This is a genomic window from Methanobrevibacter sp. (genome assembly GCF_045539575.1).
Classification (GTDB): domain Archaea; phylum Methanobacteriota; class Methanobacteria; order Methanobacteriales; family Methanobacteriaceae; genus Methanocatella.
Genome location: NZ_JAZQFM010000005.1, coordinates 1 through 17,001, shown reverse-complemented (window position 1 = coordinate 17,001; position 17,001 = coordinate 1). Strand labels below are relative to the sequence as shown.

The following is a 17,001-nucleotide window of genomic DNA, read 5'->3' as shown; positions in this document are numbered from 1 at the left end:
TATTCCACAGAACATGTCCAATATTTTTTCACCATCCTTCACGCTTTCCATCACGCGTTTCCTTTCAGTTGCAAGTCTTGGTGAAAAATAAACTTCACGCACATCAAGCTTTAAACGGGAGCCATGCTCTTTGTGAATGGTTACAGAATCGTCAATACCCGCTAGAAATTCCAGGTCACGTACTCGTGTTGTTCCTTTTATAGCACTTTTTTTCATATAAATTGATTTTCTTTTGGTGAATTTTAAGGCAGCATCTCCGATTATGAATTTTTTATCTTGAAGATTGTCGGGAATTTCCAAAATCACGATGTCTCCTATTGTGTCAAATGAGGTTCTTAAATCTTCAATTTCCTCGGATGTCAATTCTCCTTCAAGCAATTCAGAAAAATTATGTGGAACTTTTTTCATAGGATCTAATTCGATATCCACAATTTCATAATCATTAACGTTATCATTTATGGGAATATAACCGTATTCTGCATCGGTTTTGATTCTATATTCCATATTCATTAATCCTTCTTCCATTAATTTTATACGTGTATCATTTAATTGTTTTAATGGAACTTTTACACATTTCATAAAGTTTTTTATGTTTTAATTATTATAAATAATAATATGTTTTATTTAGTGGGATTGGGATTATTTGATGAAAAGGATATTTCTCTGAAAGGTTTGGAATGTCTGAAGAATGTTGATAAAATTTATGCCGAGTTTTTCACATCACGTTTATTTGGTTCTAGTTTTGAAGCTATTGAAGAATTGATAGGAAAAGAAATAGAAGTACTGGTTAGAAATGAAGTTGAAGAAGAACACAAATTCATTGAAGAGGCTAAAACTCAGGATGTTGCTTTAGTCACTGGAGGAGATCCTTTAATTGCAACAACACACAGTGATTTTTTAGTGCAATGTTCAAAAAAGGGAATTGACTATGAAGTTATTCACGGATCATCAATCTTATCTTCAGCACCTGCAATTTCAGGTCTTCAGGGGTACAAATTCGGTAAAGTAACCACTATTCCATTTCCGGATTATAATTTTTATCCTAAATCCCCTTATGAGGCTATTGAGGAAAATTTAAAAATGGATTTGCATACTCTTGTTTTGCTTGACATTCAGGCTCACAAAGACCGTTACATGACTGTTAATCAGGGTTTGGAATATCTCATGAATATTAAAAATGACCTTGATCGTGAAGGTTTGATAAATGAGGACACTCTTGCAATGGGTATTGCTCGTGTAGGTTCAAAAGATGTCTGTGTTCGCGCCGGTAAAATTAGCGAATTGATTGATTTTGATTTTGGAGGTCCTCTGCACTGTATAATTATTCCGTCCAAACTTCACATTGTCGAAGCGGAGTATCTGGTTGAAATTGCCGGAGCGGACCCAAAAATCCTTGATGATGTTTAATTAAAAAAGGGGGGAGTAGGGAAGTAGATTTTTCTACTTCCAGTGCTAGGAACATATTTTTAGCAAATCGGAGATAATTAAATTATCGACTGATGTTCTAAATTAGATATGTAAATAAATTCATATCGTTTATTAGTTATATTTTAATCTTATTTAAATTTTGCTATTTTTATTCATTTCATTGATTAAAAGTTGATTATAATATGAAATTCGATAAAATAAGTATGTAATGATTGTATTTTTAAAATTAAGTTTAAAATTCAAGAATTTTTAAAAAAAAGGGGGAGTTTTGGAAGTAGTTTTTAAATCTACTTCCTTAATGAAACATATTCTAATCATTTTGGAGATTATAAAATGGTTGAATTGTGTCATGTACAAATATGAAATTCAATTCACATCGTATAATACTTATATCTTAATGTTATATAAACCTTTTCATTTGCTCTCTAAATTTTTAAATATATGTTACAATAAATTTTAGTCTAATGAAATATGAAAAGACAATGGGGTTTTATGATTCCAATCGATTAGGAGATATTTTATTTATTTTTCACAAGAATCACAAAAAATATCTGAATGATGAACTTTCAAAATATGGCTTAAGTTTGATTCATGCATTGTGCATTCTGATGATTGATGAAAGCGATGAGCTGAACCAAAAAGATTTGGCTGAAGGTTTGTACTTGACTAAAGGTGCAATAACACGTGCAGTTAAAAAATTAGAATCCGAAGGCTGGATTATTCGTGAAAAATCCCAAAGAGATATGCGCGAATATATTTTGAAATTATCTAAAAAGGGTGAGGATTTAATTCCGGTGTTATTTGAAATAAACAGGGGATGGGAATCTAAGATGGGTTTAGATAATCTTCCTGTTGAGTTTATGGAAATTTTCAATGAATTGACTTCCAGATCCATTGATTTGAATTTAAAAAAAGAAAAATAAAGGATTTTAGTATGTGTAAAATCCTTTTCCTGCATTAATACCGGTTTCGCCGGCATCTATTTTTTCCTTAAGCATTTTTGCAATTTTTCCAGGAGTGGTTTCAGGGTCTTTTGACTCAGGATTCATGATGACAATATTGTAAGCTGTTTCAAGGCCTACGATATCCAATATGTGGAATGGTCCTGCTGGAGCACCGGTTGCCAAAATCCATGTTTTGTCAATTGTTTCAAAGTCTGCAACATCATTTGCAAGTAATGCTTGTCCTGCATTTAAAAATGGAACTAAAAGTGAGTTTAATATGTATCCAGGTTGTTCTTTTTTAAGTTTTAAAGGAATCATATTAATGTTTTCTGCAAATTCAACTACTTCGTCATAGTATTTTTGCTCGGTTCCTGGATGTCCCATAACTTCTGCAGTGTTGTTTTGCCAGATTGTGTTTGCAAAGTGGAGTGAAAGGTATTTCTCAGGTCTTCCGGTATATTCTGCAAACATTGACGGCAGCAATGTTGATGAATTTGTAACAAGAATTGTTTTTTCATCCATGTATTTTGCAAGTTCTTGATAGAATGCAATTTTCTGTTCAGGATTTTCAGCAATAGCTTCAATAATCAAATCTGCATCTGCTGCAGCTTCTTCATAACTGTTTGTTAATGTTAAGCTGTCATGTGCATCCTGTGCCTGTTTTTTCAACTCATCAATTTCTTCGTCGGTTAGGTCGGTTTTTTTGGAAAGGCCTCTGCAATATGCGCTTGCATCGGTTTTCATTTTCTCGAGTGTGTCAATGTAGATATTTTTGAATCTTTCGAGTTTTGGTTTAGCCCTTTCAATTGAACCTTCACTTCTAAGCCAGATTGTCACATCAAATCCGCAATAGGCAGATTGGAGTGCAATTTGGCTTCCAAGTACTCCGCCTCCTGCAACTACAACTTTTTTAATACTCATTTTTAACACCTCTTAAATAAACTACATGAAATAGTTTACATGTATACTAATTTGTTGTAGGAGTATTTATATATTTTTAAATGATTCTGGAAAGGATAACTTGAAATATGCGGAGTGTCAAATTTAAAAACACAATATCTATCTTGGTGATATTATGGAAAGAAATAAGATTATAATTGTGGCTTTGATAATTATTATTGCGGCCCTTATTATCGGGATGGTTGCAATAATGCCTAATTTTGGTAAGGAAAATACAAATATAACTATTAAAAGCAATGATACCATCAGTCAGGGGGAATCAGTTAAAATTGAACTCACTGACATAAATGGAACTCCTATGGATAATGAAACTGTTAATGTCACAATAAAGGATGATAAAGGTGACGTTGACCATAAAACAGCAGTTACAGACAAGAAGGGTGTTGCGAAAGTAAAGATTGAAGAGCCTGGAAACTATACAGTCAACTGTACTTTTGAAGGAAATGATAACTTTACACAAAACACTACCACTCAGGAAATTGAGGTTGTAGAGGAAGTTGTTGAAGATAGTTCAAGTTCTGATGACAGCAGTTCAGAAGATCCCGGTGCATTTTACAGTGCTCAGGAAGGTAGAGTAATCTACACAGGTGAGGTTCACGACGCTCCCGACGGTCACAAATACAAACATTTAGGTTATAACGAATGGGAGAAAATTGATTAATATTGATTTTTTCCTGTTAAAAACACAAAAATGAATGCTTTGAATTAGTGTAAAATTTGCTTTAAATTCATAAAAAAGTTTTCATTTTACTTATTTTTTTTATTTTTATATGATATTATTCATTCACATCCGCTAAAATGATGTTAAAAAACACTAATACATTTATTAACTAGTATGCACTATCTAATTGTATGTCTAAAAACAAACGCGTTACAATTAGCATCAATAATGACATTGACTTGGATTTTCGCAAATTGGCATCTAATAAGATGCTATTTAAGTCCGGCTGGTACTCAAAAGCTATTGAAGAGGCGATGTTGTTGTGGATAGAAAACGAGAACAAATAATATTTTTTTCTCTTTTTTTCTTTTTTTAACATTAACTATTTAAATAAAACTCAACTATCTATTAATATAGAGTGGTGTTAAAAATGGAAAGTGATGAATTTAGAACTGTCCGGGTTTATACTAAAAAGTATAATAGTAAAGACAAGGACGGAAATCCTGTTGAAAAGGAATCAAAACAAAAGCAAGTAAGTCTTAAAAAAGAAGATCCTTTTGAAGACAACGAACTTGTAAAAGTATTAGCACAGAAAGATTATGAAGATTTAGTTGAAAATCAATTTTCTGATGAAAAACTCAACGAATTTGACCAAATCATCAAAGACAAGGATGATGAAATCGCAATATTGAAAGAGCAAATTCAGACTCTTAAAGGGTCCTTTTTTGATGACGTTGACTCACTTAAAGAACAGATCAACGATAAGGATGAGCTTTTAAAAGCCAAGGATGAAATTCATGAGTTAAACAAAAAAATCACTAAAATTGATGATGAACGCGTAGCTATTTTTAAAGAACTTGATTATAAAAACAAAATGATTTTAGCATATAACGTGGAGCTTAACAAATCCATTTTGAACGCTATTAATGTTGTGATTGACGAGGCAAGGGAAAATATCAATAGGCGCAATGCTGAACTTGTTGAAGGTTTGGAAAAATCCATTGAAAAATCCAAACATGAGGTAAATGAGAAGAACAAGGCTATAGCATATGATATAAAAGCAACTGTTGAGGACATGAATGATCAAATAAGAAATACCAGTACTCTTAAAATGATACTCAACAAAAGAAAAATTAATTTAAGAGTGCCTGTGGATGATTTGCTTAAACCATTTGATTTTAACTTTGATGTTGAACAATTGCTTTCCGGACAAGCCCTTGAGCTTGACGCATCTGAAATATTAAAAGAGGTAATGCCAAAACTTCCTGAACCATTTTCCAAATATATTGACACTCTCGAAGAGGAAGGAATTGAAACCATTAATATTTCATCAAAAAAAGAGGAATAATCTATGAGAACATTTAATAGTGGAAAAATCACCTTTGAATATCCTGATTCATGGGAAGTGGAAAAAGCGGATATCCTATCTAATCCTGACTGCATTGCAACATTATCCAAAGGTGAAGAAAATCTGATTAATGCAGTCATGTTTCCAACCGCTACAAACCTGGATGACTATAAGATATTCATGGAAGATGCTATCAGCGATGATGGCGGAGTGATTATATCATCTGATTTTACAATGATTGCCGGAAAAGATGCAATTAAACTCCATGCAAATATGGACACTCCGGAAATCAATTTTGACATTCACACTTATGTCTTTATTGAATATGGAACCATCTACATTTTTGAAATGAGAACACTGGATGTTTCCGGCGAATCAGAACGTGAATTCAAAAACATGATTGATTCATTTAAAATAACTGGGTAAACTCAAGCAGGTAATCCATAGCGGTTCTGTCAAGAATTTTTAATGTTGAGATATTTTGTGGAGTTGTTCCTGAACGTTCTTCTACAAGATTTCTCAAGGATCTATTTTTCATGTGTGCATGGATTTCTTTTAAGACAAATTCCATATTTTCAATATTTTTAGCCTCAAGCTTTTCTTGTGAAATTTCTTCATAAATAGGGTATGTATTCAAATCATATGATTTTGTTGGGGTTTGAAGAACATTCAAATAACTGTAATAATTTGCAGAATCAGCTAAAAATCCATCAATGCCCATGTAGGTTAATATAGGCATGAATGAAAGTTCTGTAAATGAAAAAATAAAGTAACTGGTTTTATTGGCTTCTTTTTTAAGTGCGACCACAAGTTCGACGAGGTCTCTTGGATTTGTCAGAAGTGCGTCTCCATTGGCTATAATGAATCCGTTGTAGCCTATTTCTTCCAGCTGTTTTAGACATTCTACTCTTAAATCAATGTATTTGGACCCTTGGATTACAGCAATATCGCAATCATCTGCATTTTCCTTTGCCAGTCTCAATGTCTCTTTAACGTTGAATTCAGCAATTTCACGGTCAATGTTATATGCAGATCCTTCGTTAGGTGCAATTTTTAAATCTTTTTTATAGAATAATTTGGGAGTAAGTTCTCCGTCAACTTTTCCGACTCTTCCAGGTCCGTCATGTGATTTGATTTCGAATTTTTTAATCATTTGATTCTTCCTATTTTTATTGTTATTATAACTATTTGATTTTAAGGTTTATAAAAATTTTTTAAATGGTGTAATCATTTAGGTTACACTTGCTAAAATTTTAGTAACCTTTATATATTAACTTTTAAAGAATATTAGTATGGATTTGAGGAAATAATTCCGATGATTATCCGAGGTGTGTTTTCAATGTCTATTATAAATCGATTAAAATCTCTATTTACTGGAGAAACAGATAAAGAAGTAAAAGACATCAGCAATGATGTATCAAACACATCTGATGATGTCCAAGTTACATCTTCACAAATTGTAAATGATGACATCGTTTCTGGCACTAAAACAACTGTTCCAAGAGAACCAGTTGAAAAGAAACCAGAATCTGATAAAAAAGATTTAACTTTTAAAAGCGACATCGAATCTTTAGAAGAAACTGCTGAATCTGAAGAAATTGTGGAAGAAGTTGAAGAAACTCCTGAAATAGTTGAAGTTGAAGCTCCTGAGGAAGCTGAAGAAACTATTGAAGAAGTTGAAGAAGCTTCTGTTGAAGAAGAAGCAGTCGAAGAAGATGTCGAAGAAGTTGAAGAAGATTTAAATAAAAAAGAAACAAAGAGAGATACTATGACTTTATTGACTGATAAAGAATTATTAAATGATAGTAATCGTGATCCAGATTTCACTGCTGAATTCATTGACGCAGGTATTGAAACTGTAAAACACTGTTTCCAATGTGGTACCTGTAGTGGTAGTTGCCCATCTGGAAGAAGAACTCCGTACAAAGTAAGACAAATTGTCAGAAAATGTTTATTAGGATTAAAAGAAGAAGTTATCACTGACGATGCTTTATGGATGTGTACTACTTGTTACACTTGCCAAGAAAGATGTCTCAGAAGTGTTAAAATTGTAGAAATCATCAAAAAAGCACGTAACATCGCTGCTCATGCAGGTTACATGGCAAAAGCTCACAAAATGACTGGTGTATTTGTAATGAACACCGGACACGGTGTACCTATCAACGATGCTACCAAAGCATTAAGAGCAAAAATTGGTCTTTCTGAAATTCCACCAACAACCCATGCATACCCAGAAGCATTAGCTGAAGTGCAAAAAATATGTAAAATCACTGGTTTTGACGAATTAATCGGTTACGACGAAGCAACCGGTGGATTAAAAGAATAAATTTATTAGGAGAGTTATAATATGGAAATTGCATACTTCTTAGGTTGTATCATGAACAACCGTTATCCTGGTGTTGAAAAAGCTACCAGAAAATTATTTGAAGCATTAGATATTGAATTAAAAGATATGGAAGGAGCATCTTGTTGTCCTGCTCCTGGTGTATTTGGTTCTTTTGATGAAGAAACCTGGGCTACTATTGCAGCTCGTAACTTAACTCTTGCTGAAGACATGGGTGCAGACATTATGACCGAATGTAACGGATGTTTCGGTTCCTTATTTGAATGTAATCACATCTTAAAAGAAGACGATGAAAAAAGAGCTAAAATCAACGCTAACTTAGCTGAAATCGGCAGAGAATACAAAGGTACTATTAACGTAAAACACTTAGCTCAAATTTTAAGAGATGACGTTGGATTTGAAAAATTAGCTTCTTTAATCGAAAAACCTTTAGACTTAAACGTTGCAGTTCACTATGGTTGCCACTTCTTAAAACCTACTGAAACTATCGGTATCGAAGATCAAGCAGAAAACCCATCCATCTTAGATGACCTTGTAGAAATTACTGGTGCTAAATCAGTTGACTACAAAGACAAAATGATGTGCTGTGGTGCTGGTGGAGGTTTAAGATCCAGAGATTTAGATGTAACTACTAGTTTCACTAAAGAAAAACTCGACCACATGACCGAAGCTGGTGTAGATGCTATTGTTAACGTATGTCCTTTCTGCCACTTACAATTCGACCAAGGTCAAACTGAAGTAAACGAAAGATACGGTACTGACTTTGCATTACCTGTATTCCACTTAGCTCAATTATACGGATTAGCTATGGGATTATCACCAGAAGAATTAACCTTCGATGCTCAAAAAATTGATGCAACCCCTGCAATCAAAAAAGCATTAGGTGAATAGATTTAAATAAAGGATTTTCTTAATCCTTTTATTTTTTCATTTTTTAGACGTTGAAAAGACATTTCGGATAGTTATCATATTTTATGATAACTTTTTTTTATCATTATTTTTTTTGTTTTAGTTTATACGAATAGTTCGTAATTAGTTTTATATATGATTAACAAGATAAAATAGACTATTAAATATATGAGGTGTAATTATGTTTGTAGCAACATTAGATGGTATTTTTAAATATTCTGACCTTCCTGAAGAATATGAACCATATGTACAATTTAAAGCAACTATTGATAAAAGAGAATTAAAACAAAGTGATGAAATTGCAATTTTAAACATTGCTGGTACTTCTACTCACCATGTTTTATTCTTGGATGCTTACAGCAGCACTAGTGAAATTGAAGCTGAATTAAAAGAAGCAGATGCTCAAATTAATCATACTACTTTAAAAATTATAGGTGGACATTTATGAGCTTACCCTCTGAACAAACTTGGTTAATACTCCAACATCTTATTTCTGATTTAACTAAAAAAGGACATGAGATTCCAAGTGGGATTAACCCTGAGATGGGACTAATTAGGTCTTCTATTAGTTCATACAAGAGAGATCCATCCCATCCTGATTTGATTAATGGTTTAGCTCAAGCTGAAATGTCTTTAAATAATATTCAAGTGACTCTTACAAATATTGCTGAAGAGGAAGGAGAGGAATACGTTGACCATTGGTTTGACTTATTAAAACAAGCCATGCAAGGAAAAGAAGTATTTGAATTTGCAGATTCCAGGTCAAAATTTTTAGTTAACACTCCTCCTGGTTTAACTACTGGTAGAATTAACTTAAAACAAGCTTTAGCAGAAGAAAGAGTACAAGAAATTGCGGAATGGAATGGTCTCATTATTGAATTTGATGATGATGTTACTATCGAATTGCATGGAGATAAGCCTGACCTTCAAGCAGGATTAAAGGAAATGGGATCTTTCTTTTTGGAACAACAAGGTGATTAGATGACAAAAATTTTAGCAATAAGTGATGTTCACGGCGAAGAAAACGAAAACTTATACACTTATTTGAATAATAATGATATTGATTTAGTATTAATTCTTGGAGATATCACTGATTTCGGTCCTTTGGATTTTGTTGGTACTTTCATTGAAAAAGTAGCTGAATGTGATGTGGACGTTATTGCTATACCTGGAAACTGTGACCCTAAAGGTATCTGCAATGCTATTAATGAAGTTTCATTCTGTCTCCACAATAACATTATCGCTTATGGCGATGCTATCTTATTCGGATACGGCGGATCTAACGAAACTCCATTCAATACTCCTGGTGAAATCCAAGATAATAAAATCTATGGGGACGTTTATGAATTATTAGCTAATTATGATTATGTATATAACGATAAAGTCCCTAAAGTGAAAATTTTAGTTACTCATGCACCGCCATTCAATACTGAAGCAGATAAAATGGAAAATGGCGAGCATGTGGGCAGTCAAGGAATATTGAAATCAATTCATGAATTTGAACCTCAAATCAATGTTTGCGGTCATATTCACGAAGCAAAATCACTTAGTAAAATAGGAATAACTACTGATGTAGCAAATCCTGGAATGCTTAAGGATAACGGTGCCGTTTTAATCGATATTAAAGACGGTTCCAATTATGACATAAGCATCATCTCTTTAGATGAATAAATATTCATCTTTCTTTTTATTTTTTTTAATAAATGCTCAAAATCATCACTTTATATGTAGACATTATGTCAATTTTGTTTTAACTTTTATATGTTATGATGACTAATATATAAAATAGATTACAATGAGAAAGATTTTAAAAATTTTAATAGTAATATTGGTTTTGCTAATTATTTTTGCAGGAATAGCAACTTTCTTTAATCTTGGACCGCAACATAATGGTCCAGTTTTAGATGAATATACTACCATTATTGGAAATAACTCTAATGGTACTGTTTATAAAATAGTGTGTGGTAATAGCTCATCCACTGATACTGCAATAGTAATATTGGGTGTTCACAGCCTTGAAAGCGGTATCCACAATGCCACTAATGAATCTATAATGAAGTTTACTAAAGACAATACTCTTAATAAAAAATTCATTGTATATTTCATTAAACTTAATTTTGAGGATAGTGGAATGAATACCAGTGATTATAATACTAACCGACACATGGGAGAATTATTGGCTTATGATTATGTTCTTCCGGATATCGAGAAGTATGATCCTTATATCATCGTTGATGTTCATGAAATGGAAAATTACTGGGACATACAGAGATATGTTGGTGTTGTAAATAATCAATCAACTGAGACAATGGAGTACGCACATGAGATAAGTGTTAATTCAACTTATCCGGTATATCCTATTAGAGGAGGTACTTCCCCTGACTGGGTATCAAAACCTCTTGCTAAACAGGGGCACAATATGATTGTATTTGAAACAGCTCAGGCAGACACTCAACAAAATAAAACATTAACTGCAATAGATTTGGTTAGGACTATTGATAGATTACAGCCGTATTGAATTTATCGGGATTAAGAATCTCCTGAAGATTCATTTTCTGTATTTTTATCCAATTTTCCTTCATTTTCTTTTTTATAAAAAAATGGATTTTTTAAAAATCAAATAACAACGTTTATTTAATATTATTTAAAAATATTTTATCATAATTTATCATATTGGAGGTGTTATTATGATTTGGATTACAAGTGAAGTAGACGGTGAAATATATAGGGAACCGTTTTCTAAAGGAATTTTGTCACGTTCACTTAACATTGCCGATTTAGGTTCTCAAAGAGCTCATGAAATAGCTAGTGATATAGAATCAGAGTTAATTGATGAAAATATTACTGAAATTGCTAGTTATGACCTGGCAAATGTAATTTTAAAACACCTTGAAAGAGTAGACCCTGGTTCAGCAAAAAAATATAAGAACTGGAGATCACTTAGAAATTCTAAAAAGCCGCTTATTATTTTAATAGGAGGAGCCTCCGGTGTGGGTACTTCTTCCATGGCATTTGAACTTGCAAACAGGCTTAGATTAAAAAATCTTATCAGCACTGATATGATTCGTGAAGTAATGCGTAAGATTGTTTCCAAAGATTTGAGTCCTGTAATTCACAAATCTAGTTTTGATGCATATGAAAGTATCAGAACTCCTTCAATCCGTATAGATAGAGTCATTGAAGGATTTATCAGTCATGTTGATGTTGTTAATGTAGGTATTGAAGCTATTATTGAACGTTCCGTTAAAGAGGGTATCAGTACAATTATTGAAGGCGTTCACGTGGTTCCGGGATTTATCAGAAAAGATCTGATGGATAATAATAACATCATAATTTTCACATTAACAGTGGGTGATGAAGAATCTCACAAGCAAAGATTTTACTCCAGATGCAGGCAACCTTGGGTAAAAAGATCACTTGAGCGATATATGGATAATTTTGATACCATAAGAAAAACTCAAACATTTTTAATGGAACAGGCAAAAATACATGATTCTCGTATAATAGACAATGTAGATATTAATCAAACCATTGATATTATGGTGAGTGATATTCTAGAAAAGTTCGGAGGTGAAGACAATGATGAATAAAAAGGTTAAAGAAATAATGACTGCTGATGTTATTACAACAACCCCTGACATTGATGTTGTATATGCATTTGAGAAGTTAATGAAACATAAAATTAGTTCTCTTCCTGTTGTTGAGGATGAAAAACTAATAGGGATTATAACTGCAACCGATGTTGGTCATAATTTGATTCTGGATAAATATGAACTGGGAACTTCTGTTGAAGAAATTATGATAACATCTGTAATTACAGTTTCTCCTGAAGACACTCTTGAAGATGCAATTGACATCATGAAAAACGGCGTTTCTTCTTCAGGTATTTTGAATCAACTTCCTGTAGTTGAAGATGGAAAGTTAGTTGGTATTATTTCAGATGGAGATATAATTCAAGTTATATTTTAATTCTACCAATTAATTTTTTTTCTTTTTATTTTTTATTTATTTTTAAGCAGTTACTATAATAAAATTTTTTTCTAGAAATAGAATTTTTTTTCAAATATTTCCTTTTATTGTAATTTTTTCCTATTCCAGTAACTGTTTTTTCGATAACATTTATATAATATTACTGTCATATATATTAGTGGCTAGACTGGAGGGTTAGGGGTCCTCTGTAAGCACACACCCCCTTTGGTGCAGTTGAAGTTCAAGAGGCGGCTTTTTAAGGAAGTATGAGCCTAAAAAAACAACATAGAAACCTCGTCCTGCAGGATTGGTGGTGGTGAAATTTTTACTGGAGGGTAAAAATCAGTCATCTTTGGTATAGGAACGGGTCAGGCCCGGAAGGGAGCAGCTTTACTATTAACATTTCAATGCTTGTAGAATCCCGGGGTGGAGTTGGATTTTTAGATAACTTATATTTTTGAGATTAGTCCACTTTTGAACATGCCATTTATAAAAATAATTAAGTTTATAAGTAAGTTTTAACATATAAATAATTATACTTGTTTTTTATATGTCGGGATGGCCCAGCCTGGTACGGCGTCGGACTGCTAATCCGATGGTCATTTGACCTCCGGGGTTCAAATCCCCGTCCCGGCGCTTTTATTATATTTTATCTATTTTTTGTTCATGGTCATAGTCTGACCCTATCGGACAAGCGTGAACCATTACATATTTAACTTCTGGAATTTCTTTAATGATATTATCTTGAACTTTATGCACGATTTCATGGGATTCATCTAATGTCATGTTCCCATCAAGCTCAATATGTAAAGCTACGGTAGCATATGCGCCTAAATAATCGACTTTGATATTATGTGCATTTTCTGCTTCAGGAGCTTTTTCTGCAACTTTTTTTATCTCCTGGATGAACTCTTCAGACGGAACTCTGCCCATGATATTATCTATATTTTCTTTTGTAATTTCATATGCAGTTTTTAAGATTAATCCTCCAATTATTAATGCAATGATAGGGTCTAATATCGGATAACCCATATTTGACACCACTACTCCTACTAAAATTGCGATTGATGAGAATATATCTGTTTTCTGATGTTTTCCGTCTGCAACAATTGCCGGACTTTTAATTTGTTTTCCTAATTCTATTATGTATTCACTAACGCGTAAATTAACAATTATTCCAACAACGGCCATTACTGCAGCCAATGTGCTTGGAACTGTTATTAATGAGGGATTGTGTATTTTTTCAACAGATCCCTGAATAATCTCCCATGCAATAAGAACTAAAAATATGACAATTACCAAGCCGCTGATTGCTTCAGCACGTCCGTGGCCGATAGGATGTTCTGCATCAGCCGGTTTTTGACCAATATAAAAACCAATGTATGCAATTACGGATGTGGCTACGTCAGATAATGTATGTGCACCTTCTGAAACTAAAGCATAACTTCCGGATATTATTCCAACGGCAATGTTTAAAACTGTTAATATGCAATTGGCAGTTATTGCCACCATTGCCGCTTTTTTACCACCTTTCTGGCGAAAATCATCCATTAACAACACTCTCTTCTAAGATGTTCATAGCTCTTTCAATATTTTCATATGAATTAGCATAAGACATACGTACATGTCCTTTTCCATTTGATCCAAACGCTGCACCAGGTACTGTAATTACTCCTGCTTTTGCAGCTTTTGCTACGAAGTTTTCATCTTCAATTTTAGGAAATACGTAAAATGCTCCTTCAGCATTAACAGTTTCGTATCCTATTTCATTTAAACGTGAAACAATTAAATTTCTTCTGTTTTTGAATTCATTAACCATCTTTTCCACTTCATCCTGAGGTCCGGTTAATGCAGCATAAGCTCCTCTTTGTGAAGTGGTGCTTGCACAAGCAATGTTATACTGGTGTATTTTAAGCAATTCTTCAGTTAAATTTTCATTTGCTGTTAAATAACCGATTCTAAGTCCGGTCATTGCATAGGTTTTTGAAAATCCGTTTAATGTAATTACATTGTCACTGTATTTTGCAGGGGAGTAATGTTTTTTGTCATAAATGATTTTTTCATAAATTTCATCTGAAATTATTAGAAAATCGTTATCCATTGATAAATCTGCAATTGCTTTAATGTCCTCTTTTTCCATTACTGCACCTGTAGGATTTGAAGGTGAATTTAGGATTATTGCTTTTGTATCTTTAGTAATTTTATCTGCAACATCACTTGCCTGTAATTTAAAATCATTTTCCATTTTACAGTCTACAGGTACAATGTTACCGTCAGCCAATTTTACGCATGCTTCATAGGATAAAAAACTAGGATTTGGCAGAATCACTTCATCTCCCTTTTCAATAAATGCCTGTGCGCACATAAACAATGCTTCACTGGCTCCAACAGTCACGATAATGTTGTCAGGGTTAGTTTTTATTCCATTTTCATTTTTAAATTTTTTAACAATCTCTTCTCTTAATTCAATATATCCTTTATTTGGAGTATAATGAGTATCATTTTCATCAATTGACTGTTTCATTGCATCTTTGATATTCTGCGGAACGTCAAAATCAGGTTCGCCTATTCCCAAGTTTATTGCATCGGGATTTGTTACTTCAAACATTTTTCTAATTTGTGACAGTTCAATTGATTTTGTTCTACTTGCTGGATTTATCATAAATTTACCTCACTTATTATATTATATATTATTATAGTAAAAATTATTTTTTCTAGTAATTATTTTTCACATGACCCGCAGTTGTAGCATGCGGAAGTTTCACACCATGGGGTTTGCTTTAACGTTTTCAATCGTCTATGTTCTATTTTTAAAAATCTTTTCTCTACGCCAATATCAATTTTATCCCATGGCAAATCATCGTCGATATCATATTGCGGAAGATTTTCCCTCCATTCTTTTAGAGGTATTTTTTTGGTTAATGACTTCTCGATTATTGCACCAACATCACTATTTCCACAAGATAATATATATTGAATAAGTCCTTTTTTGGCACTTTCACATTTTATATTATATCTTCTCATTTCTTTTTGAATAAACCTAATTTTATTTTTTATATCTTTAAAATCATATGCTTCCCATTGCAGTGGGGTTTGCGGTTTTGGTATTACCGGATTCACACTGAATTTTACATTTTTCATGCTGGTGTGCATATTTGCAATTTTTTTCATATATTCAACTAATTCTTTAATGTCATCCATTGTTTCGCCAGGTATTCCAATTAAAAAGTATAACTTAATTTTGAAATCAAGTTCAACGGCATTTTCTATTACAGTAAAAATTTGTTCATCAGGAATATTTTTATTGATGACTTTTCGAAGTTTTGAAATGGATTCCGGTGCAAGAGTAATTGTTTTAAGTCCGCTCCTTTTCAATGTTTCCAATGTTTCTTTTGTAATGGATTCAATTCTCAGAGACGGTGTTGAAATTTGAAAACCTTTATCTTCGAGGGTTGCAGTCAGTTTTTCCAGTTCACTATAATCTGAAACTGCAGCTCCAATCAGGGTGATTTTGTTCAGTCCTGTTTTTTCTCTTGTTTTGACGGCTATGTCAATAAGTCTTTCGCAGGGTGTTTCTCGCATGGGCCTGTAGAGATATCCTGCCATGCAGAACCTGCAGCCTCTTGTACAGCCTCTTGAAACGTTCAGCATTATTGTATTGTTAAAAATAGCCTGATAGTTTTCATCATCGCCTGCGGTGATAATCGGATCCTGGATGTGATAGGCAGAATTCATGTTTTTAATTATTGAAATTTTTGCCTGGTTGTCATATTCTGGAATATAAATTCCCTCAAGTTCCAGATATTCATCTAATTTCTTTTTTGAATCTTTAAATTTATCTAAAAAGGCGTTAATGGTATTCTCGCCTTCACCGATAATGAAAATATCCACGTAATCGGATAATGGCATGGGATTTGCTGTTGGGCATGGGCCTCCTGCAATTATCAATGGATCATTTTCGTTTCGGTCTTCACGTTTCAGTGGAATTTCCGCTTTTTTAAGCATTTCCAATATGTTAAAGTAATCTTCCTCGAATTGTATTGTGAAACTGATTATGTCAAAATGCCTTAATGGAGTATTTGACTCAATTGACTTGAAATCCGGGTAAATTATCCGTTCACACCAGGTATCTTCACGTTCATTTATCTGGTTGTACAATATGTTGTATCCTAATGATGACATTGCGGTATTGTAAATATTTGGATAGGTTAATCCAAAATGAATGTCAATTTGTTTACGATTTTTTAGGAATATATTTTTTTCATATAACATATTTTCAACCATTTTTAAAAATTTGACTTTTTTAGATTAAAATTTATTATTTTTACTGTAATCCTTCTTAATTAATTCATTTTTGCTATTTGGTACAATAATTATTTAAATTTTGGTATAATCAATCAATACTATATGATATTATCTATAAAATGAAATTTAATCA

Annotated in this window: 19 protein-coding genes, 1 tRNA gene and 1 other RNA gene; 15 read left to right on the top strand and 6 right to left on the bottom strand. The window is 32.8% G+C overall.

From position 1 onward, the window contains the following. On the bottom strand, nt 1-579 hold a 579-nt coding region (locus ACKI30_RS00535), incomplete at its 3' end, for a class I SAM-dependent methyltransferase (RefSeq protein WP_407408973.1). Between the two features lie 36 nt (nt 580-615). Between ACKI30_RS00535 and dph5 the strand changes: the two genes are divergently transcribed. Both dph5 and ACKI30_RS00525 read left to right on the top strand, forming a co-directional pair. After that, nucleotides 616-1,407 carry a diphthine synthase gene (gene dph5 / locus ACKI30_RS00530; RefSeq protein ID WP_407408971.1) on the top strand — a complete coding sequence of 264 codons (792 nt, stop codon included), beginning with the start codon at nt 616-618 and terminating at the stop codon, nt 1,405-1,407. Nucleotides 1,408-1,892: 485 nt separating this feature from the next. Then, on the top strand, nt 1,893-2,351 hold the full coding sequence (locus tag ACKI30_RS00525; protein ID WP_407408969.1) for a MarR family winged helix-turn-helix transcriptional regulator: 459 nt from the start codon (nt 1,893-1,895) through the stop codon (nt 2,349-2,351). Nucleotides 2,352-2,357: 6 nt separating this feature from the next. Here ACKI30_RS00525 and ACKI30_RS00520 read toward each other — a convergent pair whose 3' ends face one another. Then, entirely contained in the window at nt 2,358-3,293 is a 936-nt protein-coding gene (locus tag ACKI30_RS00520) for a 3-hydroxyacyl-CoA dehydrogenase (RefSeq protein WP_407408968.1), read from the bottom strand. Nucleotides 3,294-3,447: 154 nt separating this feature from the next. On the opposite strand from ACKI30_RS00520, the gene ACKI30_RS00515 reads away from it, so the two are divergent. The 3 genes from ACKI30_RS00515 (at nt 3,448) to ACKI30_RS00505 (ending at nt 5,767) form a co-directional block, all read left to right on the top strand. Then, nucleotides 3,448-3,993: a hypothetical protein gene (locus ACKI30_RS00515; protein WP_407408966.1), complete on the top strand. Its 546-nt coding sequence runs from the start codon at nt 3,448-3,450 to the stop codon at nt 3,991-3,993. A gap of 430 nt (nt 3,994-4,423) precedes the next feature. Continuing rightward, entirely contained in the window at nt 4,424-5,341 is a 918-nt protein-coding gene (locus tag ACKI30_RS00510; RefSeq protein WP_407408964.1) for a coiled-coil domain-containing protein, read from the top strand. A gap of 3 nt (nt 5,342-5,344) precedes the next feature. Then, the gene (locus ACKI30_RS00505) at nt 5,345-5,767 is read left to right on the top strand and encodes a PsbP-related protein (RefSeq protein ID WP_407408962.1); all 423 of its coding nucleotides are present in this window, start codon (nt 5,345-5,347) and stop codon (nt 5,765-5,767) included. Here the strand turns inward: ACKI30_RS00505 and ACKI30_RS00500 are convergent. Next, complete coding sequence (locus tag ACKI30_RS00500) at nt 5,751-6,494, bottom strand: archaeosine tRNA-ribosyltransferase (RefSeq protein ID WP_407408960.1); 744 nt, start codon at nt 6,492-6,494, stop codon at nt 5,751-5,753. The two genes, ACKI30_RS00505 and ACKI30_RS00500, sit on opposite strands and share 17 nt — an antisense overlap. Before the next feature lie 186 nt (nt 6,495-6,680). Here ACKI30_RS00500 and hdrC point away from each other — a divergent pair, with 186 nt between their 5' ends. The 10 genes from hdrC (at nt 6,681) to ACKI30_RS00450 (ending at nt 13,199) form a co-directional block, all read left to right on the top strand. Further along, on the top strand, nt 6,681-7,667 hold the full coding sequence (hdrC, locus tag ACKI30_RS00495; protein ID WP_407408958.1) for a CoB--CoM heterodisulfide reductase subunit C: 987 nt from the start codon (nt 6,681-6,683) through the stop codon (nt 7,665-7,667). A gap of 21 nt (nt 7,668-7,688) precedes the next feature. Next, complete coding sequence (gene hdrB, locus ACKI30_RS00490) at nt 7,689-8,576, top strand: CoB--CoM heterodisulfide reductase subunit B (protein WP_407408956.1); 888 nt, start codon at nt 7,689-7,691, stop codon at nt 8,574-8,576. A 199-nt stretch (nt 8,577-8,775) separates the two neighbouring features. After that, the gene (locus tag ACKI30_RS00485) at nt 8,776-9,042 is read left to right on the top strand and encodes a DUF749 domain-containing protein (protein ID WP_295161058.1); all 267 of its coding nucleotides are present in this window, start codon (nt 8,776-8,778) and stop codon (nt 9,040-9,042) included. Next, entirely contained in the window at nt 9,039-9,575 is a 537-nt protein-coding gene (locus ACKI30_RS00480) for a DUF2096 domain-containing protein (protein WP_407408954.1), read from the top strand. Before ACKI30_RS00485 ends, ACKI30_RS00480 begins: the two co-directional genes overlap by 4 nt. Continuing rightward, the gene (locus ACKI30_RS00475; RefSeq protein WP_407408952.1) at nt 9,576-10,265 is read left to right on the top strand and encodes a metallophosphoesterase; all 690 of its coding nucleotides are present in this window, start codon (nt 9,576-9,578) and stop codon (nt 10,263-10,265) included. Between the two features lie 286 nt (nt 10,266-10,551). Beyond that, the gene (locus tag ACKI30_RS00470) at nt 10,552-11,112 is read left to right on the top strand and encodes a hypothetical protein (RefSeq protein ID WP_407408950.1); all 561 of its coding nucleotides are present in this window, start codon (nt 10,552-10,554) and stop codon (nt 11,110-11,112) included. A gap of 169 nt (nt 11,113-11,281) precedes the next feature. Then, entirely contained in the window at nt 11,282-12,184 is a 903-nt protein-coding gene (locus tag ACKI30_RS00465; protein WP_407408948.1) for a 2-phosphoglycerate kinase, read from the top strand. After that, on the top strand, nt 12,174-12,563 hold the full coding sequence (locus ACKI30_RS00460) for a CBS domain-containing protein (protein ID WP_407408975.1): 390 nt from the start codon (nt 12,174-12,176) through the stop codon (nt 12,561-12,563). The genes ACKI30_RS00465 and ACKI30_RS00460 overlap by 11 nt, the downstream gene beginning before the upstream one ends. A gap of 175 nt (nt 12,564-12,738) precedes the next feature. Beyond that, nucleotides 12,739-13,053, top strand: an RNA gene (gene ffs / locus ACKI30_RS00455) — signal recognition particle sRNA. Between the two features lie 62 nt (nt 13,054-13,115). Beyond that, nucleotides 13,116-13,199, top strand: a tRNA-Ser gene (locus ACKI30_RS00450). Nucleotides 13,200-13,205: 6 nt separating this feature from the next. Here ACKI30_RS00450 and ACKI30_RS00445 read toward each other — a convergent pair. Genes ACKI30_RS00445 through ACKI30_RS00435 form a run of 3 tightly spaced genes read right to left on the bottom strand, consistent with a single transcriptional unit; the run spans nt 13,206 to nt 16,835 of the window. After that, nucleotides 13,206-14,114: a cation diffusion facilitator family transporter gene (locus ACKI30_RS00445; RefSeq protein ID WP_407408946.1), complete on the bottom strand. Its 909-nt coding sequence runs from the start codon at nt 14,112-14,114 to the stop codon at nt 13,206-13,208. Further along, nucleotides 14,107-15,225 carry a pyridoxal phosphate-dependent aminotransferase gene (locus ACKI30_RS00440; RefSeq protein ID WP_407408944.1) on the bottom strand — a complete coding sequence of 373 codons (1,119 nt, stop codon included), beginning with the start codon at nt 15,223-15,225 and terminating at the stop codon, nt 14,107-14,109. The genes ACKI30_RS00445 and ACKI30_RS00440 overlap by 8 nt, the downstream gene beginning before the upstream one ends. A gap of 59 nt (nt 15,226-15,284) precedes the next feature. After that, nucleotides 15,285-16,835, bottom strand: coding sequence for a radical SAM protein (locus ACKI30_RS00435; RefSeq protein WP_407408942.1), 1,551 nt, complete (start codon nt 16,833-16,835; stop codon nt 15,285-15,287). Nucleotides 16,836-17,001 lie beyond the last annotated feature (166 nt).